The sequence below is a fragment of the Streptomyces sp. NPDC051322 genome, from assembly GCF_040689485.1.
Taxonomy (GTDB): Bacteria; Actinomycetota; Actinomycetes; order Streptomycetales; family Streptomycetaceae; genus Streptomyces.
In genome coordinates this window covers 223,071-249,153 of the sequence record NZ_JBFBAK010000011.1, presented here as the reverse complement: position 1 = coordinate 249,153, position 26,083 = coordinate 223,071, and the positions used below count along the sequence as shown (strand labels likewise).

Here is a 26,083-nt window from a genome sequence, read left to right as displayed (position 1 = left end):
GTCTTCGTCCAAGGCCCGGCAGAGTCAGTTTCCGTCGGGGTCGCCCCGGTCCAGGGCCCGGCGGGGTCCCGGTCCCGTCCCGGTCAGCAGGATGTCGGCGGCGGCCGTGTCGGTGACCAGGCTGGTGACCAGACCTGACTTGAGCACGGCGCCGATCGCCGCGGCCTTGCGCTGGCCGCCCGCGATCGCCACCACCTCGGGGATCCGGCGCAGCCGGTCGGCCTCGACGGTGATGCACCGCTCGCCGAGGTCCCGCCCGACCCGCCGCCCCTGGGCATCGAAGAGGTGGGCGGACATCTCGGCGGCGACACCGAGCGAGGCGTAGTGCTCCCGTTCCTTGTCGCTGAGCATGTCGTGGACGGTGGAGATGCCGGGTTCCCAGGAGCCGATGGACACGGCGGCCACGGTGACCTTGTCGAAGTACTCGAAGGCGCGGGCGATCCCGGTCTGGTTGCGCAGCGCGGCAGCCGTCGCCGGGTCGGGCAGCAGCATCGGGGCGTAGATGGGATGCGCCTCTCCCCCGGACACCTGGGCGGCGCGCCGTACGGCCTCGACCGAGCCGCGTTCGGCCGTCCCCGCGTCGTACACACCGGTGAGCTGGACGACCGTGCAGGGCGGCAGGCTGCTCAGTGCCGCCGCCATGTGGATGGTGGACCGGCCCCAGGCCAGGCCGAGCACATCGCCCTCGGTCACCAGCTCGCCCAGCAGATCGGCTGCCACCTCGCCCAGGTTCTCCGGGTCGGGCGCGTCGTCCGCTGCGTCGGCCGGTGACTCGACCACGACGGCGTGGCGCAGCCCGTAGCGCGCGCGGAGGGCGTCCGAACGCTCCGCGTCCAGTTCCGCGGGGACACGGATCTCGATCCGTACCAGATCGCGCTCGAGAGCGGTCTCCAGGACCCGTGCGACCTTGAAGCGGCTGACGCCGAACTCCTCCGCGATCTGGATCTTGGATTTGCCCTCCAGGTAGAAGCGGCGTGCCATGGCCGCCGCCTGTACCAGCTCCGCGGGTCCCATCCGCAGGGCCGGTCTGCCCGACGAGATACCAGACACCGCGATCTCCTCACTGCTGTTGTGCTCCCCGGATCAACCATCCTGTCAGATCCGGCACATCCTGATCAGCCCGGAAGGGCTCCGTTCATCTGCCGGCAGCTCAGTGGCTGCATGCCCAGGCCGCCGCGGCGGTGGTCTCCTTCGCCTGGTGCCTCAGCATGCGGACGGCTGCCGCCGGGTCCTCCGCGCCGTACACGGCGGAGCCCGCGACGAAGACGTCCGCGCCGGCCTCCGCACACCGCTCGATGGTCGATGCGGACACCCCGCCGTCGACCTGCAGCCACAGCTCCAGTCCGTGCTTGGAGATCAGCTCACGGGTACGGCGGATCTTCGGCAGCATGATGTCCAGGAAGGACTGGCCTCCGAAGCCGGGCTCCACCGTCATGATCAGCAACATGTCGAGCTCGGGGAGCAGATCCTCGTAGGGCTCGATGGGGGTCGCCGGCTTCAGGCCCATGGAGGCGCGAGCGCCCTTCGCCCTGATCTCGCGCGCCAGCCGTACCGGGGCGGCAGCGGCCTCGGCGTGGAAGGTGACGGAGCCGGCGCCCGCCTCGACGTACTGCGGGGCCCAGCGGTCCGCGTCCTCGATCATCAGGTGGCAGTCGAGCGGGGTGTCCGTCGCCCGGCTGAGGGCTTCCACCACCGGGACGCCGAGCGTCAGGTTGGGGACGAAGTGATTGTCCATCACGTCGACATGGAGCCAGTCGGCGCCTTCGACTGCCTTCGCTTCCTCGGCGAGTCGCGAGAAGTCGGCGGACAGGATGCTGGGGTTGATCTGCACGGCCATGCCCCAAGCCTGCCATGGACCGGCGCGGTTGCCCGACACGGTGGGGACCGAGGTCCCCAGGGATGCGTACACACCGCGCAATCCCGGCGTTTCTCGCCGCGCCGGGGCCCCGGGCGTCTTCGGTGGTCCCTCCTGGAGCCGGGTACCCGGCAAGAATCAGGCCGTTCGCCGCAGCAGCGCGAGGTACATGGCGTCCGTACCGTGCAGATGCGGCCACAGCTGTACGTCGGGGCCCTCTCCCACCGCGGGCACCCCGGGCATCAGCGGCCGGACATCGATCCACTCGGCTTCGATCGGCTCGCCGCCGCGCCCCTTGAGCACGTCGTCGACGACCACCCGGGTCTCGGCGAGGTGCGGCGAGCAGGTCGCGTACCCGACGACGCCGCCGACGCGCACCGCGGCGAGGGCCTCTCGCAGCAGGCCGCGCTGCAGCGGTGCGAAGCCTTCCAGGTCCTCGGGACGCCGCCGCCAGCGCGCCTCCGGCCTGCGCCGCAGGGCGCCGAGCCCGGTGCACGGCACATCCATCAGCACCCGGTCGAAGGAGCCGGGCAGCCACGGCGGCCGGGTGCCGTCCGCAGCGACCACCTGGTACGGGCCGGGGTTGCCGGTCAGGGTCCGCTCGACGAGGCGGGCCCGGTGCGGCTGCTTCTCGGCGGCCAGCAACGAAGCACCACGCTGTGCGGCCAGCGCGGCCAGCATCGCGGCCTTGCCGCCGGGGCCCGCGCAGCCGTCGAGCCAGCGCTCGTCACGACCGTCCAGCGGAGCGTCGGCGAGGGCCACGGCGACCAGCTGGCTTCCCTCGTCCTGGACGCCGGCCCGGCCGTCCCGCACCGCATCGACAGCGCCGGGTTCGCCGCCCTCGGCCAGCCGTACCGCGTACGGCGACCAGCGTCCCGGCAGCGCCGATTCCTCGCCGACGGCCTCGATCAGCTCGTCCGTCGTGGCCCGCCCCGGCCTGGCGACCAGCGTGACCTCCGGCCGTTCGTTGTCCGCCTCCAGCAGGTCCTCGATGCCTGCCCGGCCGCCGCCGAGCGAGTCCCACAGCGCGGAGACGATCCAGCGGGGGTGCGAGTGCACCACGGCCAGATGGTCCTCGGCGTCCTCGTCGTAGGGCGGTGCGACGCGCTCCAGCCACCCGTCGAGATCGTCGGCCGCGACCTTGCGCAGCACCGCGTTGACGAACTTCGACCGTCCGTCACCGAGTACCACCCTGGCCAGCTCCACACTGGCCGAGACCGCGGCGTGCGTGGGGATGCGGGTCCCCAGCAACTGGTGCACGCCCAGCGCCAGCACATCGAGCACCGGCGGATCGACCTGCCGCAGCGGCCGGTCGATGCAGGCCGAGATGATCGCGTCGTAGGTGCCCTGCCTGCGCAGCGTGCCGTAGACCAGCTCGGTCGCCAGCGCCGCGTCCCGTCCGTCGAACTGCGGGTTCTCCCGCGCCTTCTTCAGCAGCGGCGGGAGGACGAGGTTGGCGTACGCGTCCCGGTCGTCGACCGCCCGCAGTGCCTCGAAGGCGAGGATCCGCACGGGATCCTTCTGCGGCCTCCGGTAGGGCTTCGACGGGTGGTCGGTCCGGCGCTTCGACGGGTGTTTCGGCTGCTGGCCGGGGCGGCGGCGCGGCTGGTCGGTCACGTGAAAGGTGCTCCGCTGATGGTGAGGGGGACGAACCCTGCCAGCCTACGTCCGACACCACGGACACTCGCACGCCGCAGGGGCTGTCCGACGGGAGCTACCCGCCGAGCTGCTCCCCCGCTGCGATCCGCATCCCGCGCGCCCAGTCGGCGGCCGGCATCGGCTTCTTGCCCTGCGGCTGGACCCAGCGCAGTTCCACGGCGTGCGAGCCGGTGCCCGCGTAGACGTTGTTCTTGGCGACCGACAGCTCTCCCGGGGCGAGACCGGTGCGGTCGCCGACCGGGGTCAGCCCGATCAGCTTGAGCCGTTCGCCGCGGAAGACCGTCCACGCGGCGGGCGCAGGCGTGCAGCCGCGCACCAGCCGGTCGACGCCGAGGGCCGGGGCCTTCCAGTCCACCTGGGCGTCCTCGACACTGATCTTCGGGGCCAGCGAGACACCGTCGGCCGGCTGCGGGACGGCGTGCAGGGTGCCGTCCTCGATGCCGTCCATGGTGGCGACGAGCAGTCCGGAGCCCGCGAAGGCAAGCCGGGTGAGCAGATCACCGCTGGTGTCGGTGGGGCGTACGTCCTCCGTCACCACCCCGTACACCGGGCCGGAATCGAGGCCTTCCTCGATCAGGAAGGTCGAGGCGCCGGTGACCTCGTCGCCGGAGATGATGGCGTGCTGCACGGGGGCCGCCCCACGCCAGGCGGGCAGCAGCGAGAAGTGCAGATTGACCCAGCCGCGGGACGGGATGTCCAGGGCGGCCCTCGGGAGCAGTGCGCCGTAGGCCACAACCGGGCAGCAGTCGGGGCCGATCTCGCGCAGGCGGGCCAGGAAGTCCTCGTCGCGCGGCCTGACGGGCTTCAGCACCTCGATGCCGGCCTCCTGCGCGCGCTGTGCGACCGGGCTCGCGACCAGTCTGCGTCCGCGGCCCGCAGGTGCGTCGGGGCGGGTGACGACGGCGGCCACCTCGTGACGGTCGGAGGCGATCAGGGCATCCAGTGCGGGTACGGCCACCTCGGGGGTGCCTGCGAGGACGAGTTTCATCTGAGGGCCTCTCAAGCCGGTACGGGATTCGAGCAGCGCACCAGTCCGTGACTCCTCCGCCCCGCGAACGGGGCGGCTTCTCACTCGGCTCCGCAATGCCTTCATGACAGCCAAGCCCTGACCGCTGACCAGGGGCAGGGCCACAGCGTACTACGCCGCTGTCCGCAGGCCGGATGCCTGCCGGTGCCGCAGGGGCGTACGCACCGCTGCGCGCCCCTCGCATATGCCCATACGCCCCCGCAGCGTGACCCCAACAGCGGGTGGCGCGTTGGTCAAGAGAGATTGACCGTAACGACAGGGGCCGCCGATGCGACCCGCTCCTTTTCAACGCCGGTTCGAGAGGCTTGTTCATGGCCGACCACGCATCCCACGACGCCCAAGCGCGGGCCAGTCTCCACCTGTTGGTGCGGGACATCGAGCGGGTCCGCCGACAGGTGGACGCACTTCGTACGCTGACCGCCCAGTTGGGCAACGTGTATCGCCCGCGCCGCTCCGGCCCTTCGGCGGGCTTCGTCGTCTACGGCAGGGCGCCCGCGCCCACCGTCCGGCTGGCCCAGGAACTGCGGGACAGCGTCGAGACCTTGGTCACGGCCGCGGTGGACTTCGACCGTTCGCTGGGCTTTTCGTGGGACGCGGTGGGCTCGGCGCTCGGGGTCACCAAACAGGCCGTACACCGCAGGTACGGCACCCGACGGGCCACCGCCGCGGCCACCGCGTCGGCCACCGCTTCGGGCGGCCCGACCACCGGCCCGACGACCGGATCGGGCGAGGCCGAACGCCCCGATGCGGACGGCGCACCGCTGCCCGGTCCCGCCCGGCCACTGCCGGGCACGCCGGGGATCCCTTCTGTCCCCGCCGCACGCTCGATGCCGCCGCAGCCGGCGCCGGGCGGTCAGCCGCTCCGTGACGAGGCGCGTCCGAGTGCCTTTCCCGGTCCGCGCAACGGCTGACCGGGTTTCCCCACGGACGGGCTTCAGCCGATCTCCGGCGGGTCCACCCTGATCCGCACCGGGTCACCGCCCCGCGTCAGCCGGGCCGCCTGCGCTGTCTTCAGTGCTGCGGCGAGCGCCGCGCCGCTGCCGGGCGGCACCCGGATGAGCGCGCGACGCCCCTGCTCACCGGAGGGTGCGTCGCCGGGTCCGCCGGGCCTGCGCGGATCCGCGACCGGGACCACCACCGGACCCAACACCTCCGCGTCCGCAGGCAGTTGGACGGTCGCCAGAAAGGCCTCCAGGGTGTCGGCCCGCCCGGACACCGCGGCCATCCGGGAGACCGGCGGGAAGCCCAACTCGGCGCGCTCGGCCAGTTCTCGCACCGCGTGCCCCACCGGGTCCCAGCGCACCAGCGCCTGGACGGGACGCAGCGTCGGTTCGGCGACGACCACCACCGTGCCACCCTCACTCTGACCGCGCACCAGCGAGGCGGCACCGATCCACCGTCTCAACGCCTCCTCGCCCGCCCGGAGATCGGGCCGTCCGAGCATGGCCCAGCCGTCGAGCAGCAGAGCCGCCGCATAGCCGCCCTCGGCGACCGGTTCGGCGCCCGGGGTGCTGACCACCAGGGCGGGCCGGCCGTCCACGGTGTCGAGCACGTGCTCACGTCCGGACGTCCGCACGGGCACGGCGGGAAACGACCGGCCCAGCTCCTCCGCCGTACGCCGGGCCCCGACGACCTGAGCCCGCAGCCCGGTGTGGCCGCACTCGGCGCACCGCCGGCCGGTGGCATCGCGTCCGCACCACCCGCAGTGCAGCGCTCTTTTGTCCGGGGCCTCCAGCGGCCCCGAGCAGTGCGCGCACCGCGCGGGTGTCCGGCAGCGCTCGCAGGCGAGGCGTGGCACATAGCCGCGCCTCGGCACCTGCACCAGGACCGGCCCGTTCTTCAGGCCTTCGCGTGCGGCCTGCCAGGCGAGGCTGGGCAACCGCGCGGCGCGGGCCGCCTCGTCCCGGGCCAGGTCCAGGTCCCCCACGGTGCGCACCAGGGGCGCCGCCGTCCGGAGCTGCTCCCGGTCGGCGGTCAGCGGCGCGGCCCAGCCGCTCTCCACCAGCTGAGCGGCCTCCACCGTGCAGCTGGCGGAGCCGAGCAGGAAGCCGCACCTGTCATGCGCCGCCCGCAGCAGCAGCACCTCGCGGGCGTGCGGCAGCGGCGCGTGCGGCTCGCTGTGGCTGGAGTCCCCGTCCTCCCAGATGACGACCAGCCCGAGATCGCGGACCGGCGCGAACATCGCGGCGCGGGTGCCCACCACGGCGCGCACCGATCCGCGCTGCACCGCGAGCCACTGCCGGTACCGCTTCTCCGGCCCGGCATCGGCGGTGAGCAGGGCGTGCCGGCCGGACCCCAGCGCCTCGGTGAGAGCCGCGTCCACCCGCGCCGCCGTCCGTCCATCGGGCACCACCACCAGCGCCCCGCGTCCGGACGCGAGTGCGGCCCGGACGGCGCTCGCCAGTTCCTGCGGCCAGTGCGGCCCCGGCAGCGCCGTCCACACGGCGCGCGGCGCTCCGCCCGTGGCCAGCGCCTGCAGGAACGCTGGCCCCTGCGGATAGCGGCCCCAGGTCCCCGGCTCCGGCGGCGCGGGCGCCTCCAGCGGCTCCGGGGACGGCCGGCCTTCGGCGCGCGCGTTCCGCGGTGGCACGGCCAGCTGCAGTACGTCGGCGAGGCTGCCCGCGTAGCGGTCGGCGACCGCACGGGCGAGGCCCAGCAGTTCGGGGCTGAGCACCGGCTCCGGCGACACCACTGCGGCGAGCGCGGCAAGCGGCCCCGAGTAGTCCGAATCGGAGCGCCGCTCGACCAGGAACCCGTCGATCAGTCCGCCGCCCTCCCGCCGGCCGTCCCGGACGTTGCGGTTGCCCGCGCCGAAGCGCACCCGCACCCGCACACCGGGTTGGGCGGCCTCGTCGAGCTCTTCCGGTACCGCGTAGTCGAAGAACTGGTCGAGGTGGAGCACGCCCTTGTTCACCACGACCCGCGCCACCGGACGTTCCTTGGCGAGCGCGGCCCCTCGCCAGGTTCTCGGCTTGGCCCGGGGCACCTTGGCCGTGCGCACGGTCTCCCGGATGAGCGCGAGCTGCTCGGGGACCGCGGCCGGCCGCGGTCCCGGGTTCGGTTCGTTCTCGCTGCTCACAGCCAAAGTCCTACCAGACACCACTGACAGTCCGGCCCGGTCGCAGACGAACGGAGCCCCGGACCGTCGGGTCCGGGGCCGTGCCGCTCGAGTCTTCCGGGGTCCGTACCGACAGGGTCGGTGTTACAGGAGACCGGTGGCCTTACGGAGTGCGTCCACCCGGTCGGTGCGCTCCCAGGTGAAGTCGGGGAGCTCGCGGCCGAAGTGCCCGTAGGCTGCCGTCTGGGCGTAGATCGGGCGGAGCAGGTCGAGGTCGCGAATGATCGCGGCCGGGCGCAGGTCGAAGACCTCGCCGATCGCCTGCTCGATCTTCTCGACGTCGACCGCCGCGGTACCGAAGGTCTCGACGAACAGACCGACCGGCTCGGCCTTGCCGATCGCATAGGCGACCTGGACCTCGCAGCGCGAGGCGAGACCCGCCGCCACTACGTTCTTGGCGACCCAGCGCATCGCGTACGCCGCGGAACGGTCCACCTTCGACGGGTCCTTGCCCGAGAAGGCGCCGCCGCCGTGCCGGGCCATGCCGCCGTAGGTGTCGATGATGATCTTGCGGCCGGTCAGGCCGGCGTCGCCCATCGGGCCGCCGATCTCGAAACGGCCCGTCGGGTTGACCAGCAGCCGGTAGCCCTCGGTGTCCAGCTTGATGCCGTCCTCGATGAGCTGGTTGAGGACGTGCTCGACGACGAACTCACGGATGTCGGGGGTGAGCAGCGACTCCAGATCGATGTCGCTCGCGTGCTGCGAGGAGACGACGACCGTGTCGAGGCGCAGCGCCTTGTCACCGTCGTACTCGATGGTGACCTGGGTCTTGCCGTCGGGGCGCAGGTAGGGGATGGTGCCGTTCTTGCGCACCTCGGACAGCCGGCGTGAGAGCCGGTGGGCCAGGTCGATGGGCAGCGGCATCAGCTCGGGCGTCTCGTCGCACGCGTAGCCGAACATCAGGCCCTGGTCGCCGGCGCCCTGCTTGTCGAGCTCGTCCTCATCGCCCTCGACCCGCTTCTCGTAGGCGGTGTCGACGCCCTGGGCGATGTCCGGGGACTGCGCGCCGATGGACACCGAGACGCCGCAGGAGGCGCCGTCGAAGCCCTTCTTCGAGGAGTCGTAGCCGATGTCGAGGATCTTGTCGCGCACGAGCTGTGCGATCGGCGCGTAGGCCTTGGTGGTGACCTCGCCGGCCACATGCACCTGGCCTGTGGTGATCAAGGTCTCCACGGCTACCCGGGAGGTCGGGTCCTCACGCAGCAGTGCGTCGAGAATCGTGTCGCTGATCTGGTCAGCGATCTTGTCGGGGTGGCCCTCGGTGACGGACTCCGAGGTGAACAGACGACGGGACACAACGCTCCCTGGGGTTGCAGCGGCTGCTGGCTGATCATGGATGGAACGGCCGGGGGCTGCGCCCGACTCGTTCCGCGACCAGTTTATCGGTCAGCCCCGGCCGGTGGGCCACGTGTCTCGACACGTGGGAGCCCTGTGACCCGGGCAGTGCTCCTTCCGGTACGGCCGGTACCCCGGTTTCCGGGGTGTACGGCCTGCTGTGTCAGGTTTCACCATCGGGTGGAACGACACAAGAATTTCATCCGAGTCGAGGTATCACCAGATCCCAGACCGTGTCGGCGAGAGCGGCCTTCGGCCCGTGGGGCACGGGGGTCTCGCCTCCTTCGGCGTCCAGGACGACCGCTTCGTTCTCCTCGGAGCCGAAGGTCCTGCGCTCCCCCACCTCGTTCACCACCAGCAGGTCACAGCCCTTGCGCTGCAGCTTCCGCCGGCCGTTGGCGAGGACATCATCGGTCTCGGCGGCGAATCCGACGATGATCTGCCCGGGCGTGGCGCGCTCGGCGGAGATCTCCGCCAGGATGTCCGGATTACGGACCAGGCCGATCGGCGCGGGCTCCTGGTCGTCCTTCTTCTTGATTTTTCCCTGGGCGTAGGCCGCTGGACGGAAATCGGCGACGGCGGCGGCCATGACCACCGCGTCGGCGTCGGCCGCCGCCTTGCCGACGGCCTCCCGCAGCTGCTGGGCGGTCCCGACGTGCACGACGTCCGCACCTGCCGGATCCGGCAGGCCGGTGTTGGCCTCGATCAGCGTCACTCGGGCGCCACGGGCCACGGCCGTACGGGCGAGAGCGTAGCCCTGCTTTCCGGAGGAACGGTTCCCCAGATACCGCACCGGGTCGAGCGGCTCCCGGGTGCCGCCCGCGCTGACCACGACGTGGCGGCCCGCGAGGTCCGGACCGGTGATGCCGCGGACGAGTACCCGCCGGCAGACCTCGAAGATCTCTTCGGGGTCGGGCAGCCGGCCCTTGCCGGTGTCGACACCGGTGAGCCGGCCGACGGCGGGCTCGATCACCAGGGCGCCTCGGCGGCGCAGGGTGGCCACGTTCTCCTGAGTGGCCGGGTGCTCCCACATCTCGGTGTGCATGGCCGGGGCGAAGACCACCGGACAGCGCGCGGTGAGCAGGGTGTTGGTCAGCAGGTCGTCGGCCAGGCCGTGCGCCGCTCTGGCGAGCAGGTCGGCGGTGGCCGGAGCGACCACCACGAGGTCGGCGTGCTGGCCGATCCGTACGTGCGGGACTTCCTGCACATCGGTCCACACTTCGGTCGACACCGGGTGTCCGGAGAGCGCCGACCAGGTCGCGGCACCGACGAAGTGGAGCGCGGACGCGGTCGGTACGACGCGTACGTCATGGCCCGACTCGGTCAGCCGGCGCAGCACCTCGCACGCCTTGTACGCGGCGATGCCCCCGCTGACCCCCAGAACGACCTTCGGCCTGTCCGCCACGTCCATGCCTCTCCCCGGCTCCGCTTCGGATGCGTACACCCATGACACACCACAGGCCCGGCAGTCGCGCTGCCGGGCCTGCAGTGAAGAGAATGGTGAAGAAAATCTCGCCGTCTGCGTTACTGCGCGGGGCCCTCGATGGCCTCGGAGGTCAGCAGACCCGCGTTGATCTCGCGGAGCGCGATCGAGAGGGGCTTCTCGTGGACGTGAGTGTCCACCAGCGGACCGACGTACTCGAGCAGGCCTTCGCCCAGCTGCGAGTAGTACGCGTTGATCTGGCGCGCGCGCTTGGCGGCGTAGATCACGAGGCTGTACTTCGAGTCGGTTGCCTCGAGCAGCTCATCAATCGGCGGGTTGATGATGCCCTCGGGCGTGGTGATGGAAGAGGACACTCTCTGCCTTCCGATGGGGTGAAAATCAAAGAACCTTCACCAAGGCTAGCAGCTCGCGGGCCACGTCCTCGACGGAGGTATTGACAAGGGTGGTGTCGAACTCCGCGTCGGCGGCCAGTTCGATCTTTGCAGCGTCCAGCCGGCGCTCGATGACTTCGGGCGCCTCGGTGCCGCGCCCGGTGAGCCGGCGGACCAGCTCGTCCCAGCTCGGCGGAGCCAGGAACACCAGCTGGGCCTCGGGCATCGACTCCCGCACCAACCGGGCACCCTGGAGATCGATCTCCAGGAGTACCGGCTCGCCGGCCTCCAGGCGCTCGAGCACGGCGCGACGCGGCGTGCCGTACCTGTTGCCCGCGAACTCGGCCCACTCCAGCAGTTCGCCGTTGGCGACGAGCTTGTCGAACTCGCCGTCGTCCACGAAGAAGTACTGGACACCATGGCGCTCCCCGGGACGCGGCTTGCGGGTCGTCGCCGACACCGAGAGCCATACCTCGGGGTGAACCTTGCGCATGTGCGCGACGACCGTGCTCTTGCCGACCCCGGAGGGGCCGGAGAGCACGGTCAGCCGCGGACAGGGGTCCGGGGATACGGGGGACGTCCCCCGGGGTGTTACAGCCATGCGGCGATTATTCCAGCTTCCCAGGGGTGCCTGGGAACGTCAGGCAGCGCCGCCACCGAACTCGCGCTCCAAAGAGGCGATCTGGTTGGAGCCGAGACCACGCACCCGGCGGCTCTCGGAGATGCCGAGCCGCTCCATGATCTGCTTGGCACGGACCTTGCCCACGCCGGGCAGGGACTCCAGGAGAGCGGAGACCTTCATCTTCCCGATGACGCCGTTCTCCTGGCCCTGCTTGATGACCTCGTGGAGGGAGGCGCCGGAGTGCTTGAGTCGATTCTTGACCTCGGCCCGCTCCCGGCGAGCCGCGGCGGCCTTTTCGAGCGCGGCTGCGCGCTGTTCAGGGGTAAGGGGCGGAAGAGCCACGCCTACGTCACCTCGGATGTCGAACTGTCGGATACGGACCGGTGCGGAACGTGATCGCCCCACACCTGGTGAGCGGCGTTGCAAGGAAATTGCGTGTCCGCTCTCGACGGAGACTAGCGGCCAGGACCGCTCCAGTCAGCGAGAACAGACGAAAAGTCCTGGTCAGCTGAGACTCGGGCCGACATTTAGGGCATAAGCACCCGGTTTTCGGGCCGCCGGGCACCGACTGGCTGATTCTTTGCGCTGCTGTCCGAGGATTTGGCCGTCATCCGTCTCGGACCTCGGGCGCTCCTCAGCCGGCGACCGCGGTGCGCACCTCGTCGGTGAGGCGGGCGGCCGAATCGCGCAGACCGGCGATATCCGGACCGTGCCGCAGCACCCCCCGGCTGACGCTGGGCAGTACATTGCCGACCGCCGAGCCGAACACGGCAGGCAGGTCGGCGGGGGTGGCTCCCTGGGCTCCGATGCCGGGGGCGAGCAGCGGGCCGTTGATGTCCAGCCGCACCCCCGCGTCGCCGAGCGTGGCACCGACGACGGCGCCGACCGAGCCGAGCGGGGCGACGCCCTCGTTCTCGGCCGCCGCCCGGTCGAGCAGCAGCTGGGCCACGGCCCGACCGTCGGCTGCGACGGACCGCTGGACCTCGGCGCCCTCGGGGTTGGAGGTCAGCGCGAGCACGAAGACACCGGAGCCGCTGATGACGGCCGCGTCCAGCGCCGGGCGCAGCGAGCCGAAGCCGAGATACGGCGAAACGGTGACGGCATCCGAGAAGAGCGGTGAGTCCTTCTCCAGATAGGTCGCCGCGTAGGCCCCCATGGTGGAGCCGATGTCTCCGCGTTTGGCGTCCATCAGTACCAGGGCGCCCGCCGCGCGTGCTTCGGCGACGGCGGTCTCCAGCACGGCGATTCCGCGCGAGCCGAAGCGTTCGAAGAAGGCGGACTGCGGCTTGAGCACGGCGACCCGGTCGGCCAATGCCTCGACGACCGTACGGGTGAAGCGCTCCAGGCCCGCGACGTCGTCGCCCAGGCCCCAGGCGGTGAGCAGGGAGGCGTGCGGGTCGATGCCCACGCAGAGCGGACCGCGGGTGTCCATGGCACGGCGCAGACGGGCGCCGAAGGGTTCGGGCAGATTCATCGGGTGGCCTTCCGGTGCTCGGCGCCGACGGCGTCGGCGAGGGTGGCGTACGGGCTGGCCCGGAGCCTGGCGGCAAGGCCCTGGTGGATCGTGCGGCTCCAGAAGGGGCCCCGGTAGATGAAGGCGCTGTATCCCTGGACGAGGGTCGCACCGGCGAGGATGCGCTGCCAGGCGTCCTCCGCGCTCTCCACGCCGCCGACCCCGATGAGGGTGAGGTCGTCGCCCACCCGGGCGTACAGACGGCGCAGGACCTCCAGCGAGCGTTCCTTGAGCGGCGCACCCGAGAGGCCGCCGGTCTCCTTGACGAGCGCCGGGTGCGACCCCAGGCCGAGGCCGTCGCGGGCGATGGTGGTGTTGGTGGCGATGATGCCCTCGAGGCCGAGTTCGACGGCCAGGTCGGCGACGGCGTCCACGTCCTCGTCGGCCAGGTCGGGAGCGATCTTCACCAGGAGCGGTACGTGCCGGGAGGGCACCGCGCGGTCGGCCGCCGCGCGGACCGCCGTGAGCAGCGGGCGGAGCGCCTCGGTGGCCTGCAGGTTCCGCAGCCCCGGGGTATTCGGGGACGAGACGTTCACCACCAGGTAGTCGGCGTGGCCGGCCAGCCGCTCGGCCGAAGCGACGTAGTCGGCGACGGCTTCCTGCTCGGGCACCACCTTGGTTTTGCCGATGTTGACGCCGACGGTGGTACGGAAGACGGCCTTCCGGGCCGCCAACCGGGCCGCCACGGCCGCGGAGCCCTCATTGTTGAAGCCCATGCGGTTGACGAGCGCACGGTCCTGCACCAGGCGGAAGAGGCGCTTCCTGGGGTTGCCCGGCTGCGGCTGGGCGGTGACCGTACCGACCTCGATGTGGTCGAAGCCGAGCATGGCCATACCGTCGATGGCGACCGCGTTCTTGTCGAATCCGGCGGCGAGCCCGAACGGACCGTGCATCCGCAGGCCGAGGGCCTCGGTGCGCAGCTCCTCGTACCGGGGAGCCAGGGCAGCCGCGACGAAGGTGCGCAGCACCGGGACGCGGGCGGCGAGGCGGATCCAGCGGAAGGCCAGGTGGTGCGCCTGCTCCGGGTCCATCCGCTTGAAGACCAGAGTGAAGAAGAGTTTGTACATCAGGTTTTTCCTCAGGAAGACCGGGGCTCATGAAGAGGGGGACACCGTGTCCGGTGTCCCCCTCCTGGGCTGCTAGACCTCGCGCGCGGCGGTCAGGTGTTGTGCGTGTTCCTGGAGAGAACGCACTCCGACGTCCCCGCCGTTGAGCGCGTCGATGCCCTGGACTGCCGCGGCCAGCGCCTGGACCGTGGTGAGGCAGGGCACGGAGCGGGCCACGGCCGCCGTGCGGATCTCGTAGCCGTCGAGGCGGCCGCCGGTTCCGTAGGGGGTGTTGACGATGAGGTCGACCTCGCCGTCGTGGATGAGCTGGACGATGGTCCGCTCACCGGCGGGCCCCTCGCCCTCGCTCAGCTTGCGGACCACGGTGGCCTTGATGCCGTTGCGGCGCAGTACCTCGGCGGTGCCCGAGGTGGCGAGCAGTTCGAAGCCGTGCGCGACGAGCTCCCGGGCCGGGAAGATCATCGAGCGCTTGTCGCGGTTGGCGACCGAGATGAACGCCCGGCCCTTGGTGGGCAGCGGGCCGTACGCGCCGGCCTGCGATTTGGCGTACGCCGTGCCGAAGACCGAATCGATACCCATGACCTCGCCCGTGGAGCGCATCTCCGGGCCGAGCACGGTGTCGACGCCGCGTCCGTGCATGTCGCGGAAGCGCGACCAGGGCATCACGGCCTCCTTGACGGAGATCGGTGCGTCCTGCGGCAGGGTTCCGCCGTCGCCGGTGGCCGGCAGCATGCCTTCGGCGCGCAGCTCGGCGACGGTCGCGCCCAGCGAGATGCGGGCAGCGGCCTTGGCGAGGGGCACCGCGGTTGCCTTCGAGGTGAAGGGCACGGTGCGGGAGGCGCGCGGGTTGGCCTCCAGGACGTAGAGGATGTCGCCGGCCAAGGCGAACTGGATGTTGATCAGTCCGCGGACCCCGACGCCCTTGGCGATGGCCTCCGTGGAGGTGCGCAGCCGCTTGATGTCGAAGCCGCCGAGGGTGATCGGGGGCAGTGCGCAGGCCGAGTCGCCGGAGTGGATGCCGGCCTCCTCGATGTGCTCCATGACGCCACCGAGGTAGAGCTCGGTGCCGTCGTAGAGCGCGTCGACGTCGATCTCGATCGCGTCGTCGAGGAAGCGGTCGACCAGCACCGGGCGGGTGGGGCTGATCTCGGTGGACTCCGCGATGTACGAGGCGAGCCGGGCCTCGTCGTACACGATCTCCATGCCGCGGCCGCCGAGCACGTACGACGGGCGTACCAGCACCGGGTAGCCGATCTCGTCGGCGATGGCCTTGGCCTCGTCGAAAGTGGTCGCGGTGCCGTGCTTGGGCGCGGGCAGACCGGCCTCGGCGAGCACCCGGCCGAAAGCGCCGCGGTCCTCGGCGGCGTGGATCGCCTCGGGCGGGGTGCCGACCACCGGCACGCCGTTGTCCTTGAGCGCCTGGGCAAGCCCGAGCGGGGTCTGGCCGCCGAGCTGCACGACGACTCCGGCGACCGGGCCGGCGAGAGTCTCGGCGTGCACGATCTCCAGGACATCCTCCAGGGTGAGCGGCTCGAAGTAGAGCCGGTCGGAGGTGTCGTAGTCGGTGGAGACGGTCTCGGGGTTGCAGTTGACCATCACCGTCTCGTAGCCCGCGTCGCTCAGCGCGAAGGAGGCGTGGACGCAGGAGTAGTCGAATTCGATGCCCTGCCCGATCCGGTTCGGGCCCGAACCCAGAATGATCACTGCGGGCTTCTCACGCGGCGCGACCTCGCTCTCCTCGTCGTAGGAGGAGTAGAAGTACGGGGTCTTCGCGGCGAACTCGGCGGCGCAGGTGTCCACCGTCTTGTAGACCGGGCGGACTCCCAGCGCATGCCGCACCTCACGGACGACTTCCTCGCGCAGGCCCCGGATCTCGGCGATCTGGCTGTCGGAGAAGCCGTGCCGCTTGGCGTCCGCGAGCAGCTCGGGATCCAGTCTCTCGGCGGCGGCGAGCTCGTCCGCGTGCTCCTTGATCAGGAAGAGCTGGTCGACGAACCACGGGTCGATCTTCGTCGATTCGAAGACCTCCTCGGGGGTCGCACCGGCCCGCATGGCCTGCATGACGGTGTTGATCCGGCCGTCGGTGGGGGTCCTGGCGGTCTCCAGCAGCGCGTCCTTGTCGCCCGGTCCGCCGGTGAAGGAGAACTGCGAGCCCTTCTTCTCCAGCGAGCGGAGCGCCTTGTTGAGCGCCTCGGAGAAGTTGCGGCCGATGGCCATGGCCTCGCCGACCGACTTCATGGTGGTGGTGAGGGTGGCGTCGGCGGCCGGGAACTTCTCGAAGGCGAAGCGCGGCACCTTCACCACGACATAGTCGAGAGTCGGCTCGAAGGATGCCGGGGTCTTCTCGGTGATGTCGTTGGGGATCTCGTCCAGCGTGTAACCGACAGCGAGACGGGCAGCGATCTTCGCGATGGGGAAGCCCGTCGCCTTCGACGCCAGCGCGGAGGAGCGGGAGACCCGCGGGTTCATCTCGATCACGATGATCCGGCCGTCGTCCGGATTGACGGCGAACTGGATGTTGCAGCCGCCGGTGTCCACTCCGACCTCGCGGATGATCGCGATGCCGATGTCACGCAGCCGCTGGTATTCGCGGTCGGTCAGCGTCATCGCCGGTGCGACGGTGATCGAGTCGCCGGTGTGCACGCCCATCGGGTCGAAGTTCTCGATGGAGCAGACCACCACGACGTTGTCGTGGTTGTCGCGCATCAGCTCCAGCTCGTACTCCTTCCAGCCGAGGATCGACTCCTCCAGGAGTACCTCGGTGGTGGGCGAGAGCATCAGGCCCTGGCCGGCGATCCGGCGCAGCTCCTCCTCGGTGTGCGCGAAGCCGGAGCCGGCGCCGCCCATGGTGAAGGAGGGGCGCACGACGACGGGGTAGCCGCCGAGTTCGTCGACGCCACCGATGACGTCGTCCATGGTGTGGCAGATGACCGAGCGGGCGGACTCGCCGTAGCCGATCTTCCCGCGGACGGCCTCGACGACGCCCTTGAAGAGGTCGCGGTCCTCGCCCTTGTTGATCGCCTCGACGTTGGCGCCGATCAGCTCGACGCCGTACTTCTCCAGGACACCGTTCTCGTGCATGGAGATCGCGGTGTTGAGCGCGGTCTGGCCGCCCAGGGTCGGCAGCAGGGCATCCGGGCGTTCCTTGGCGATGATCTTCTCGACGAATTCCGGTGTGATCGGCTCGACGTAGGTGGCGTCGGCGATCTCCGGGTCGGTCATGATCGTGGCCGGGTTGGAGTTGACCAGGATGACCCGCAGGCCCTCGGTCTTGAGGACCCGGCAGGCCTGGGTGCCCGAGTAGTCGAACTCGGCAGCCTGGCCGATGACGATCGGTCCGGAACCGATGACCAGGACGGACTGGATATCGGTGCGCTTAGGCACGCTGGCCCTCCATCTGGGCTGTGTTCATCAGAGACGTGAAGCGGTCGAAGAGGTACGCGGCGTCGTGCGGGCCGGCGGCTGCTTCGGGGTGGTACTGGACGCTGAACGCGGGTCGGTCGAGCAGTTGGAGGCCTTCGACCACGTTGTCGTTGAGGCAGACGTGCGAGACCTCGGCCCGGCCGTAGGGCGTGTCGGAGACCGTGTCGAGCGGCGCGTCGACGGCGAACCCGTGATTGTGCGCGGTGACCTCGACCTTGCCGGTGCTGCGGTCCTGCACGGGCTGGTTGATGCCGCGGTGGCCGTACTTCAGCTTGTACGTGCCGAAGCCGAGCGAACGGCCGAGCAGCTGGTTGCCGAAGCAGATACCGAAGAGCGGTGTCCTGCGGTCGAGGACGGCCTTGATGACCGTGAGGTCGGCGGTGGCGGGGTCCCCGGGTCCGTTGGACAGGAACACACCGTCGGGGTCGACCGCGTACACCTCGTCGACGGTCGCGGTGGCGGGCAGCACGTGCACCTCGATGCCGCGCTCGGCCAGGCGGTGCGGGGTCATGCCCTTGATGCCGAGGTCGAGTGCGGCGACGGTGAACTTCGCGGTGCCGATCGGGACGGCTTCGCCGTCGGGCCCGATCGCCGGGACGACGTAGGTCTCGGTGGTGGCGACCTCGGCGGAGAGGTCGGCGCCGTTCATCTCGGGGGCCTGCCGCACCTTGGCCAGCAGGGTGCCCTCGTCGGGCAGTGCGTTGCCGGAGAAGATGCCCACCCGCATGGCGCCGCGTTCCCGCAGATGGCGGGTGAGGGCGCGGGTGTCGATACCGCTGATCCCGACGATGCCCTGCCGCGTCAGTTCCTCGTCGAGGGAGCGCCGGGAGCGCCAGTTCGACGGCACGCGTGCGGGGTCGCGCACGACGTAGCCGGCGACCCAGATCTTCTTCGACTCGTCGTCCTCGTCGTTGACGCCGGTGTTGCCCACGTGCGGGGCGGTCATCACGACGACCTGGCGGTGGTACGAGGGGTCGGTGAGGGTCTCCTGGTAACCGGTCATGCCGGTGTTGAACACCGCTTCACCGAAGGTCTCCCCCACGGCCCCGTAGGCGCGGCCGCGGAAGCTTCGGCCGTCCTCCAGGACGAGTACGGCGGGAGCCTGGGCGGCCCCCCTGGTGGAGAGGGTCATCGTGCGGTGCCTTCCGTCGTAACCGGGTGCTTCATGGAATTGATGGCCTCGACCCAGGCGCTCTGTTCGGCCGCGTGGTCCGAGCGGAAGCCGGAGTCGATCAGCTTGTCGCCGTGCTGCCAGGTGACGATGAGCAGTCCGCCCTCGGTGAGGACCTTGCCGGCGATGCCCTTGTCGAGCCTGGCCTCACGCAGTTGGGCGGCCGGGATGAAGAAGTCGTTCGCCCCCGGACGTACGACGTCCAGTCCGGCGTCCGTGAGCGTCACCTCGGCTCTGCTCCGGGTACCCAGGCCGTGCGCGACGATCCGGTCGAGCCACTGACCGGCCGTGGTGGAGCCGTGATAGCGGCCGCTCATGCTCAGTCCGGCCGTACCGGGTTCGGTCGGCGCGCCAGGGAGTTCGGGGAGGTCGCTCTGGAGCGTTCCTCGCCATTTCCAGCCCTCGCGCATCAGCCAGTAGAGGAGTGCGATGAACAGCAGCAGGCCGACGATCCAGCCGATCCGCCCAGACCAGTCGGTGACCTGCGCCGACTTCTGATCCGCTGCGAGGTGAAGTGTGCTGAGAGGTGTCACGCCAGCTTCCCGTCCACGACCGTTGCCCGGCCCCGCAGAAAGGTGTGGGTGACGCGTCCCGGCAGCTCGCGGCCCTCGTAGGGAGTGTTGCGGCTGCGGGAGGCGAAGCCCGCGGGGTCCACCTCTCCACGGTAAGCCGGATCGAGAAGGGTCAGGTTCGCGGGCTCGCCGGCCGCGATGGGGCGGCCGTGTCCGGCCAGCCGGCCGATGGCCGCGGGCCGGAAGGACATCCGGTCGGCCACGACGGCCCAGTCCACAAGACCGGTGTCGACCATCGTCTGCTGAACAACGGAGAGCGCGGTCTCCAGGCCCACCATGCCCATGGCGGCCGCGGCCCACTCGCAGTCCTTGTCCTCGTGCGGGTGCGGGGCGTGGTCGGTGGCGACGCAGTCGATGGTGCCGTCCGCGAGTGCCTCCCGGAGGGCCATCACGTCGGTCTCGGTGCGCAGCGGCGGGTTCACCTTGTAGACCGGGTTGTATGTGCGCACCAGCTCGTCGGTGAGCAGCAGGTGGTGCGGGGTGACCTCGGCGGTGACGTTCCAGCCCTTGGACTTGGCCCAGCGGACGATCTCCACGGAGCCGGCGGTCGACAGATGGCAGATGTGCACACGGGAACCGACATGTGCGGCGAGCAGCACATCACGGGCGATGATCGACTCCTCGGCGACCGCGGGCCAGCCGCCGAGCCCGAGTTCGGACGAGACCACGCCCTCGTTCATCTGGGCGCCCTCGGTGAGACGCGGCTCCTGGGCGTGCTGGGCGACGACTCCGTCGAAGGCCTTCACGTACTCCAGAGCGCGGCGCATGATCACCGCGTCGTGGACGCATTTGCCGTCGTCGGAGAAGACCTTCACGCCGGCGGCGGAATCGTGCATGGCGCCGAGCTCGGCGAGCTGCTTGCCCTCCAGGCCGACGGTGACGGCGCCGACGGGCTGCACGTCGCAGTAGCCGGACGCCCGGCCGAGCCGCCAGACCTGCTCGACGACACCGGCGGTGTCGGCGACCGGGAAGGTGTTCGCCATGGCGTGCACGGCGGTGAATCCGCCGACGGCGGCGGCCCTGGTACCGGTGAGGACGGTCTCGGAGTCCTCCCGGCCGGGCTCCCGCAGGTGGGTGTGCAGATCGACCAGGCCGGGCAGCAGGATCCTGCCCTCCGCCTCGATGACCTCGGCGCCTTCGGCGGACAGGCCGGTACCCACCGCTTCGATCGTCTCGCCGTCGATCAGGACGTCCTGCGGTTCGCCGCCGAGCACCTTCGCACCACGGATCATGATCTTGCTCATCGTTACTTGCTCTCCTCGGTACGCGTGGTAGGGGCGGGCTCGGAGCCGCCGAGCAGCAGATACAGGACGGCCATCCGGATGGAGACGCCGTTGGCGACCTGTTCGACCACCGTGCAGCGATCGGAATCCGCGACGTCGGCGGTGATCTCCATGCCCCGGTTCATCGGTCCGGGGTGCATCACGATGGCGTGCTCGGGCGTCCGCGCCATGCGGTCGCCGTCCAGGCCGTAGCGGCGTGCGTACTCGCGCTCGGTCGGGAAGAAGGCGGCGTTCATCCGCTCCCGCTGCACCCGCAGCATCATCACCGCGTCGGACTTGGGCAGCACCCGGTCCAGGTCGTACGACACCTCGCAGGGCCAGTGCTCGACGCCGATCGGCACCAGGGTGGGCGGGGCCACCAGGGTCACCTGGGCACCCAGCGTGTGCAGCAGATGGACGTTCGACCGGGCGACCCGGCTGTGCAGGACGTCGCCCACCACGGTGATCCGGCGGCCGGCCAGGTCCCGCCCGATTCCGGCCTCCACGCCGACCAGCCGGCGGCGCATGGTGAAGGCGTCCAGCAGCGCCTGGGTGGGGTGCTCGTGCGTGCCGTCCCCGGCGTTGACGACCGCGCCGTCGATCCACCCGGAGGTGGCGAGCCGGTAGGGGGCGCCGGAGGCTCCGTGCCGGATGACGACGGCGTCCGCGCCCATCGCCTCCAGGGTCAGCGCGGTGTCCTTGAGCGATTCGCCCTTGGAGACGGACGAGCCCTTGGCGGAGAAGTTGATGACATCGGCGGAGAGCCGCTTGGCGGCCGCCTCGAAGGAGATACGGGTCCGCGTCGAGTCCTCGAAGAAGAGGTTGACGACGGTACGGCCGCGCAGGGTCGGAAGTTTCTTGATCGGCCGGTCCGCGACCCTGGCCATCTCCTCGGCGGTGTCGAGGATGAGGACGGCGTCGTCGCGGGTGAGGTCGGCGGCCGAGATGAGGTGGCGCTTCATCCGGGTGTGCTCCATGTGTGCGGAGGATTCTGGGTGTGCGGGAGTTTCCGGCACGGCGGGCAGGCACAGCGCGGCGGCCCGGGTCGCGGGCCGGGGCTCAGGAGCTACTGCGCGCCGGTCGGGGCGGTCCGCTCGGCACCGAGCAGGACCGCGTCGCGGCCGTCCTCCTCGGCGAGCTGGACCTTGACCGTCTCCCGCAGCGACGTGGGGAGGTTCTTGCCGACGTAGTCGGCGCGGATCGGAAGTTCGCGGTGGCCGCGGTCGACCAGCACAGCGAGCTGTACGGCGCGGGGGCGGCCCATATCACCCAGTGCGTCCAGCGCGGCCCGGATGGTCCGGCCGGAGAAGAGCACATCGTCGACCAGCACGACCAGACGTCCGTCGACGCCGTCGGCCGGGATGTCCGTACGGGCGAGGGCGCGGGCGGGGCGCAGCCGCAGGTCGTCGCGGTACATGGTGATGTCGAGCGAGCCGACCGGAATGGCGCGGCCGGTGATCTCTTCGAGCTTGACGGCGAGCCGACGGGCCAGAAACACACCACGGGTCGGGATACCGAGAAGCACGACATCATCGGCGCCCTTGGCGCGCTCGACGATCTCGTGCGCGATGCGGGTCAGTACCCGCGCGATGTCCGGGCCCTCGAGTACGGGGCGCGCATCGGTGGTGCTTGCGTCCATATGAAACGGACCTCCTTCTCCGCCTCACGGGACGGACCTTAAAGGACGTCGAAATTACAGGACCACGGTACCAGGGCCGCGGGAGCCACCGGGCAGGGGGTGGGTCCGGACCATTCGGCTTGACGCAGCCAAGTAACGCTGCGTAACCTCACAGTGAGTTACCAGCCGCGCGGCGGAGCCGCACGTCGCCACAGCGTCCGGGGAGCCATATGTCCAGCGAATACGCAAAACAGCTCGGGGCCAAGCTCCGCGCCATCCGCACCCAGCAGGGCCTTTCCCTCCACGGTGTCGAAGAGAAGTCCCAGGGCCGCTGGAAGGCCGTGGTAGTGGGCTCGTACGAACGGGGCGACCGCGCCGTGACCGTGCAGCGCCTCGCCGAACTGGCGGACTTCTACGGGGTTCCCGTGCAGGAGCTGCTGCCCGGCACCACGCCGGGCGGAGCCGCCGAGCCGCCGCCGAAGCTCGTTCTGGACCTGGAGCGCCTCGCCCACGTCCCGCCGGAGAAGGCAGGGCCGCTGCAGCGCTATGCGGCGACCATCCAGAGCCAGCGCGGCGACTACAACGGCAAGGTGCTGTCGATCCGCCAGGACGACCTGCGCACCCTCGCCGTCATCTACGACCAGTCGCCCTCGGTCCTCACCGAGCAGCTGATCAGCTGGGGCGTGCTGGACGCGGACGCCCGCCGGGCGGTCGCGCACGACGAAGGCTGATCCAGCAGCCCACTCTCGTCGACGACAGCAGAAACGTCTCGTCCGAAGGGCGGACCCGTATCGGTCGGGTCCGCCCTTCGCCGTTGCTCGAACGGCACCGGGCCCGGGGCGGGAAGACGGTTCGTCTTCCCGCCCCGGGCCCGGAACGTCCCTGTGGAGCGCGCCGCCGGCGTCGAACCGGCCCGCTCAGGCCTGGTCGCGGAGCAGACTCGGCTTGAGGTCCTTGAAACGGCTCAGCAGGCCGTTGATGAAGGACGGCGACTCGTCGGTGGAGAACTCCTTGGCGAGCTGCACCGCCTCGTCGATGACCACCGCGTCCGGCGTGCCCTCGACCCACACCAGCTCATAGGCGCCCAGCCGGATGATGTTGCGGTCGACGACCGGCATCCGGTCCAGCGTCCAGCCCACGGCGTAGGTGGCGATGAGGTCGTCGATGCGGTCGGCGTACTCCGTGTACCCCTCGACGAGCTCCATCGTGTACTCGCTGACCGGCGGCTGCCGGTCGTCGGTCCGGGCGTGACGGATCCAGTCCGCGAGGACCGTCCGCACGGGCACCCCGCGCTGGTCGGACTCGAAGAGGATCTGGAAGGCGCGCTTGCGCGCCGTGTTCCGGGCAGCCACGGTTAGCTGTTCACCCGGCCGAGATAATCACCGGAACGGGTGTCGACCTTGATCTTCTCGCCGGTCGTGATGAACAGCGGGACGCCGATCTCGTAACCGGTCTCCAGGGTGGCCGGCTTGGTGCCGCCGGTGGAGCGGTCGCCCTGGACGCCCGGGTCGGTGTGCTGGATCGTCAGCTCGACGGCGGCCGGCAGCTCGACGTAGAGCACCTCGCCCTCGTACTGCGCGACTGAGGCGGTGAAGCCCTCGATCAGGAAGTTGGCGGCGTCACCGACAGCCTTGCGGTCGACCATCAGCTGGTCGTACGTGTCCATGTCCATGAAGACGAAGTACTCGCCGTCCATGTACGAGAACTGCATGTCACGCCGGTCAATGGTGGCCGTCTCGACCTTCACCCCGGCGTTGAAGGTCTTGTCGACGACCTTGCCGGAGAGCACGTTCTTGAGCTTGGTGCGCACGAAGGCGGGGCCCTTGCCGGGCTTGACGTGCTGGAACTCGACGACGGACCAGAGCTGGCCCCCGTCGAGCTTGAGCACCAGGCCGTTCTTGAGGTCGTTCGTGGAAGCCACGGTTGAGGTTCTCCTGGACTGCAGCGTGTGTGGGACCGCGGGTACTCGCTAGAGGGCGAGCAGTTCCTTGGTCGTAATGGTGAGTAGCTCGGGTCCGCCGTCCGCCTCAGGGCGCACGACGAGCGTGTCATCGATCCGGACTCCGCCCCGGCCCGGGAGGTGGACCCCCGGTTCGACGGTGACCGGCACGCGAGCGTCCAGTTTACCCATGGCCGCAGGTGTCAGCTGCGGGTCCTCGTCGATTTCGAGTCCGACGCCGTGCCCGGTGGCCGTCGGCAGACCCTCGCCATGGCCCGCTGCGCCCAGCACCTGGCGGGCCGCACGGTCCACGTCGCGGCAGGCGGCGCCGGGCACAAGCGCCTCCCGACCTGCCCGTTGTGCGGCGAAGACCAGCTCGTACAGCTCGATCTGCCAGTCCGCCGGGGACGTGCCGATGACGAACGTACGCCCGATCTCGCAGCGGTATCCGTGATAGCGGGCGCCCAGGCAGACGGAGAGGAAATGCCCTTCCTCGACCCGGCGGTCCGACGGGCGGTGTCTTCTCAGGCCGGCATTGGGTCCGGTGGCCACCGAAGTGGGGAAAGCGGGCCCCTCGGCGCCGTGGTCGACCAGTCGGCGCTCCAGCTCGAGAGCGAGATGGCGTTCGGTACGCCCGACGAGAATCGATTCGAGCAGTTCGCCCAGCGCCTGGTCGGCGATCTCGGCGGCGATCCGCAGGCTGGCGATCTCTTCCTCGTCCTTGATGATCCGCTGCTGTTCGACGGCGCCCGCGAGATCGGTGAGCTGGATGCCGGGCGCGACGGAGCCGATCGCTCGGTGCCTGGCGACGGTCAGGTGGTGCTCCTCGACGGCGAGCGACGGAGCGTCCGCCGGATGCAGCAGACCGGCCGCGGCGACCACCGGATCGCCGCCTGCTGTGGGCAGCATACGCAGCCGCAGATGCTCGTCGGGACGGCCGTCGCCGGCCTCGTCGGCAGGCTCGCGGGGGCAGACCAGTTCGTCGCCGGCCGGTCCCAGCAGCAGTACGGACCCGGCTGGAGCCGCACCCGCGAGGTAGCGGACATTGGCGGCGCGGGAGACCAGGGCGGCAGCACTGCCGGCTGCCCTGCATCGGTCGCGCAGCCTCTCCCGGCGGACCGCAAACACCTCTGACATGCCCCCGAGCGTAGGAGCAGGAGCGGTTGTCAGCCGGTTCAGCGCGTCCGACCGGGGAGCTTCACCAGGTCGGGGGGCTGGCGATGGAGCGCGCCAGTACGTCGTCGAGCACCTGGGCGGTGGTCTCCACGTCGAAGGCCGAATTGTCGATGATCGGCAGACCCGAGCCGTACCAGCCGGCCATCCGGCCGTGGATCCTGGCGACTTCCTCATCGCTCAGCCGGCGGTTGCCGCTGCGGGCGGCGTTGCGCTCCAGGACGATCTCCAGGCCCGGCAGCAGGACCACCGGGAGCAGACCGGGGCCGACATGCCGCTTCCAGCCGCCGAGACCGACGACCGGCCGGTCCGGGAAGACCGCGTCGTCGAGGACGCAGGAGATGCCGTTGGCCAGGAAGTTGCGGGCGGCGAAGCCGCAGGTGCGCCGGGCGAGGCGGTACTGGGCCTCGGAGTGGTCGTTCCACCCGGTCTGCGGGTCGGCGAACCCGGAGCAGACCCATTCCCGTACGTCGTCCAGGCTGATGTGCGCGGTGGGCACCCGGCGGCTCTGCGCCCAGTGCCGGGCCACGGTGGTCTTGCCGGCGCCGGCCGGTCCTATGAGCAGCACGGCGAGCGTGGTGTTGCCGGTGTCGGCCCGGACGCTGGCGGGTGGCGGGGAGGGCAGCGGCACCGGGCCGCCCGGCGGCAGCTGAACATGGCCGGTGGATTCCGGGGCGGGGGTCAGCGGCGGGGCGGCGGGCGGTCGGCCGGGCGCCGGACCGGGGTGCTGGGCGGGGGGTTGAGCGGGGTGCTGGGCGGGGGGCAGGGCGCCCTGCATCCATCCGGCGGCTCCCGCGTGGGGTGGCGGCAGCGGGGCTCCTCCAGCGTGCTGCATCCGGTGCCACTCCGTCTCGTTCAGCCGACTGATCCTCGCTACCGAACGGTACCTTCCCCGGCCGTCGTCATGTGAACGG

Annotated in this window: 24 protein-coding genes; 2 read left to right on the top strand and 22 right to left on the bottom strand. The window is 70.7% G+C overall.

Going from position 1 to position 26,083, the window contains the following annotated elements; genetic code table 11:
- Nucleotides 1-24: 24 nt before the first annotated feature.
- The 4 genes from AB0436_RS25545 to fmt all read right to left on the bottom strand — a co-directional run bounded on the left by AB0436_RS25545 (nt 25) and on the right by fmt (nt 4,502).
- A complete protein-coding gene (locus AB0436_RS25545; RefSeq protein WP_366470315.1) occupies nt 25-1,014 on the bottom strand; it encodes a sugar-binding domain-containing protein in 990 nt (329 codons plus the stop codon).
- A 136-nt stretch (nt 1,015-1,150) separates the two neighbouring features.
- The gene (gene rpe / locus AB0436_RS25540) at nt 1,151-1,837 is read right to left on the bottom strand and encodes a ribulose-phosphate 3-epimerase (protein ID WP_366470253.1); all 687 of its coding nucleotides are present in this window, start codon (nt 1,835-1,837) and stop codon (nt 1,151-1,153) included.
- Nucleotides 1,838-1,993: 156 nt separating this feature from the next.
- Complete coding sequence (locus AB0436_RS25535) at nt 1,994-3,367, bottom strand: transcription antitermination factor NusB (RefSeq protein ID WP_366470313.1); 1,374 nt, start codon at nt 3,365-3,367, stop codon at nt 1,994-1,996.
- 202 nt (nt 3,368-3,569) lie between these two features.
- Entirely contained in the window at nt 3,570-4,502 is a 933-nt protein-coding gene (gene fmt, locus AB0436_RS25530; protein WP_366470252.1) for a methionyl-tRNA formyltransferase, read from the bottom strand.
- A gap of 350 nt (nt 4,503-4,852) precedes the next feature.
- Between fmt and AB0436_RS25525 the strand changes: the two genes are divergently transcribed.
- Nucleotides 4,853-5,452, top strand: coding sequence for a hypothetical protein (locus tag AB0436_RS25525; RefSeq protein ID WP_366470251.1), 600 nt, complete (start codon nt 4,853-4,855; stop codon nt 5,450-5,452).
- A gap of 23 nt (nt 5,453-5,475) precedes the next feature.
- On the opposite strand, the gene AB0436_RS25520 is transcribed toward AB0436_RS25525, so the two are convergent.
- The 14 genes from AB0436_RS25520 to pyrR form a co-directional block, all read right to left on the bottom strand.
- The gene (locus AB0436_RS25520; RefSeq protein WP_366470250.1) at nt 5,476-7,620 is read right to left on the bottom strand and encodes a primosomal protein N'; all 2,145 of its coding nucleotides are present in this window, start codon (nt 7,618-7,620) and stop codon (nt 5,476-5,478) included.
- Nucleotides 7,621-7,743: 123 nt separating this feature from the next.
- The gene (gene metK, locus AB0436_RS25515) at nt 7,744-8,955 is read right to left on the bottom strand and encodes a methionine adenosyltransferase (RefSeq protein WP_365854689.1); all 1,212 of its coding nucleotides are present in this window, start codon (nt 8,953-8,955) and stop codon (nt 7,744-7,746) included.
- 238 nt (nt 8,956-9,193) lie between these two features.
- Nucleotides 9,194-10,405 carry a bifunctional phosphopantothenoylcysteine decarboxylase/phosphopantothenate--cysteine ligase CoaBC gene (gene coaBC, locus AB0436_RS25510; RefSeq protein ID WP_366470249.1) on the bottom strand — a complete coding sequence of 404 codons (1,212 nt, stop codon included), beginning with the start codon at nt 10,403-10,405 and terminating at the stop codon, nt 9,194-9,196.
- Nucleotides 10,406-10,518: 113 nt separating this feature from the next.
- Nucleotides 10,519-10,791 (bottom strand): DNA-directed RNA polymerase subunit omega, encoded by a 273-nt coding sequence (gene rpoZ, locus AB0436_RS25505; protein WP_003970369.1) that lies wholly within the window; start codon nt 10,789-10,791, stop codon nt 10,519-10,521.
- 25 nt (nt 10,792-10,816) lie between these two features.
- Complete coding sequence (gene gmk / locus AB0436_RS25500; RefSeq protein WP_366470248.1) at nt 10,817-11,410, bottom strand: guanylate kinase; 594 nt, start codon at nt 11,408-11,410, stop codon at nt 10,817-10,819.
- A gap of 39 nt (nt 11,411-11,449) precedes the next feature.
- A complete protein-coding gene (locus tag AB0436_RS25495; RefSeq protein WP_266858973.1) occupies nt 11,450-11,773 on the bottom strand; it encodes an integration host factor in 324 nt (107 codons plus the stop codon).
- 292 nt (nt 11,774-12,065) lie between these two features.
- Nucleotides 12,066-12,905, bottom strand: a complete 840-nt coding sequence (gene pyrF / locus AB0436_RS25490; RefSeq protein WP_366470247.1) for an orotidine-5'-phosphate decarboxylase — start codon at nt 12,903-12,905, stop codon at nt 12,066-12,068.
- The gene (locus tag AB0436_RS25485) at nt 12,902-14,011 is read right to left on the bottom strand and encodes a quinone-dependent dihydroorotate dehydrogenase (protein WP_366470246.1); all 1,110 of its coding nucleotides are present in this window, start codon (nt 14,009-14,011) and stop codon (nt 12,902-12,904) included. The genes pyrF and AB0436_RS25485 overlap by 4 nt, the downstream gene beginning before the upstream one ends.
- Before the next feature lie 72 nt (nt 14,012-14,083).
- Complete coding sequence (gene carB / locus AB0436_RS25480) at nt 14,084-17,395, bottom strand: carbamoyl-phosphate synthase large subunit (RefSeq protein WP_366470245.1); 3,312 nt, start codon at nt 17,393-17,395, stop codon at nt 14,084-14,086.
- Nucleotides 17,388-18,566, bottom strand: a complete 1,179-nt coding sequence (gene carA / locus AB0436_RS25475) for a glutamine-hydrolyzing carbamoyl-phosphate synthase small subunit (protein ID WP_366470244.1) — start codon at nt 18,564-18,566, stop codon at nt 17,388-17,390. The genes carB and carA overlap by 8 nt, the downstream gene beginning before the upstream one ends.
- A complete protein-coding gene (locus AB0436_RS25470) occupies nt 18,563-19,138 on the bottom strand; it encodes a hypothetical protein (protein WP_366470243.1) in 576 nt (191 codons plus the stop codon). Before AB0436_RS25470 ends, carA begins: the two co-directional genes overlap by 4 nt.
- Nucleotides 19,135-20,421 carry a dihydroorotase gene (locus AB0436_RS25465; RefSeq protein ID WP_366470242.1) on the bottom strand — a complete coding sequence of 429 codons (1,287 nt, stop codon included), beginning with the start codon at nt 20,419-20,421 and terminating at the stop codon, nt 19,135-19,137. The genes AB0436_RS25470 and AB0436_RS25465 overlap by 4 nt, the downstream gene beginning before the upstream one ends.
- 2 nt (nt 20,422-20,423) lie before the next feature.
- Complete coding sequence (locus tag AB0436_RS25460) at nt 20,424-21,401, bottom strand: aspartate carbamoyltransferase catalytic subunit (protein WP_366470312.1); 978 nt, start codon at nt 21,399-21,401, stop codon at nt 20,424-20,426.
- Nucleotides 21,402-21,505: 104 nt separating this feature from the next.
- Complete coding sequence (pyrR, locus tag AB0436_RS25455; protein ID WP_366470241.1) at nt 21,506-22,078, bottom strand: bifunctional pyr operon transcriptional regulator/uracil phosphoribosyltransferase PyrR; 573 nt, start codon at nt 22,076-22,078, stop codon at nt 21,506-21,508.
- A 209-nt stretch (nt 22,079-22,287) separates the two neighbouring features.
- On the opposite strand from pyrR, the gene bldD reads away from it, so the two are divergent.
- Nucleotides 22,288-22,788, top strand: a complete 501-nt coding sequence (bldD, locus tag AB0436_RS25450) for a transcriptional regulator BldD (RefSeq protein WP_014157378.1) — start codon at nt 22,288-22,290, stop codon at nt 22,786-22,788.
- A 186-nt stretch (nt 22,789-22,974) separates the two neighbouring features.
- On the opposite strand, the gene nusB is transcribed toward bldD, so the two are convergent.
- The 4 genes from nusB to AB0436_RS25430 form a co-directional block, all read right to left on the bottom strand.
- On the bottom strand, nt 22,975-23,409 hold the full coding sequence (gene nusB, locus AB0436_RS25445; protein WP_366470240.1) for a transcription antitermination factor NusB: 435 nt from the start codon (nt 23,407-23,409) through the stop codon (nt 22,975-22,977).
- Nucleotides 23,410-23,411: 2 nt separating this feature from the next.
- A complete protein-coding gene (efp, locus tag AB0436_RS25440; RefSeq protein WP_366470239.1) occupies nt 23,412-23,978 on the bottom strand; it encodes an elongation factor P in 567 nt (188 codons plus the stop codon).
- A 48-nt stretch (nt 23,979-24,026) separates the two neighbouring features.
- On the bottom strand, nt 24,027-25,133 hold the full coding sequence (locus tag AB0436_RS25435) for an aminopeptidase P family protein (protein WP_366470238.1): 1,107 nt from the start codon (nt 25,131-25,133) through the stop codon (nt 24,027-24,029).
- Between the two features lie 61 nt (nt 25,134-25,194).
- A complete protein-coding gene (locus AB0436_RS25430; RefSeq protein WP_366470237.1) occupies nt 25,195-26,004 on the bottom strand; it encodes an AAA family ATPase in 810 nt (269 codons plus the stop codon).
- Between the last annotated feature and the right edge of the window lie 79 nt (nt 26,005-26,083).

Coding starts and splice junctions, on each gene's coding strand:
- carA (WP_366470244.1), bottom strand. CDS start 18,566: ATGACCCTCTCCACCAGGGGGGCCGCCCAGGCTCCCGCCGTACTCGTC.
- AB0436_RS25430 (WP_366470237.1), bottom strand. CDS start 26,004: ATGCAGCACGCTGGAGGAGCCCCGCTGCCGCCACCCCACGCGGGAGCC.
- AB0436_RS25545 (WP_366470315.1), bottom strand. CDS start 1,014: ATGGGACCCGCGGAGCTGGTACAGGCGGCGGCCATGGCACGCCGCTTC.
- pyrF (WP_366470247.1), bottom strand. CDS start 12,905: ATGAATCTGCCCGAACCCTTCGGCGCCCGTCTGCGCCGTGCCATGGAC.
- rpe (WP_366470253.1), bottom strand. CDS start 1,837: ATGGCCGTGCAGATCAACCCCAGCATCCTGTCCGCCGACTTCTCGCGA.
- AB0436_RS25435 (WP_366470238.1), bottom strand. CDS start 25,133: ATGTCAGAGGTGTTTGCGGTCCGCCGGGAGAGGCTGCGCGACCGATGC.
- fmt (WP_366470252.1), bottom strand. CDS start 4,502: ATGAAACTCGTCCTCGCAGGCACCCCCGAGGTGGCCGTACCCGCACTG.
- AB0436_RS25460 (WP_366470312.1), bottom strand. CDS start 21,401: ATGAAGCGCCACCTCATCTCGGCCGCCGACCTCACCCGCGACGACGCC.
- pyrR (WP_366470241.1), bottom strand. CDS start 22,078: ATGGACGCAAGCACCACCGATGCGCGCCCCGTACTCGAGGGCCCGGAC.
- coaBC (WP_366470249.1), bottom strand. CDS start 10,405: ATGGACGTGGCGGACAGGCCGAAGGTCGTTCTGGGGGTCAGCGGGGGC.
- bldD (WP_014157378.1), top strand. CDS start 22,288: ATGTCCAGCGAATACGCAAAACAGCTCGGGGCCAAGCTCCGCGCCATC.
- gmk (WP_366470248.1), bottom strand. CDS start 11,410: ATGGCTGTAACACCCCGGGGGACGTCCCCCGTATCCCCGGACCCCTGT.
- AB0436_RS25465 (WP_366470242.1), bottom strand. CDS start 20,421: ATGAGCAAGATCATGATCCGTGGTGCGAAGGTGCTCGGCGGCGAACCG.
- AB0436_RS25485 (WP_366470246.1), bottom strand. CDS start 14,011: ATGTACAAACTCTTCTTCACTCTGGTCTTCAAGCGGATGGACCCGGAG.
- AB0436_RS25525 (WP_366470251.1), top strand. CDS start 4,853: ATGGCCGACCACGCATCCCACGACGCCCAAGCGCGGGCCAGTCTCCAC.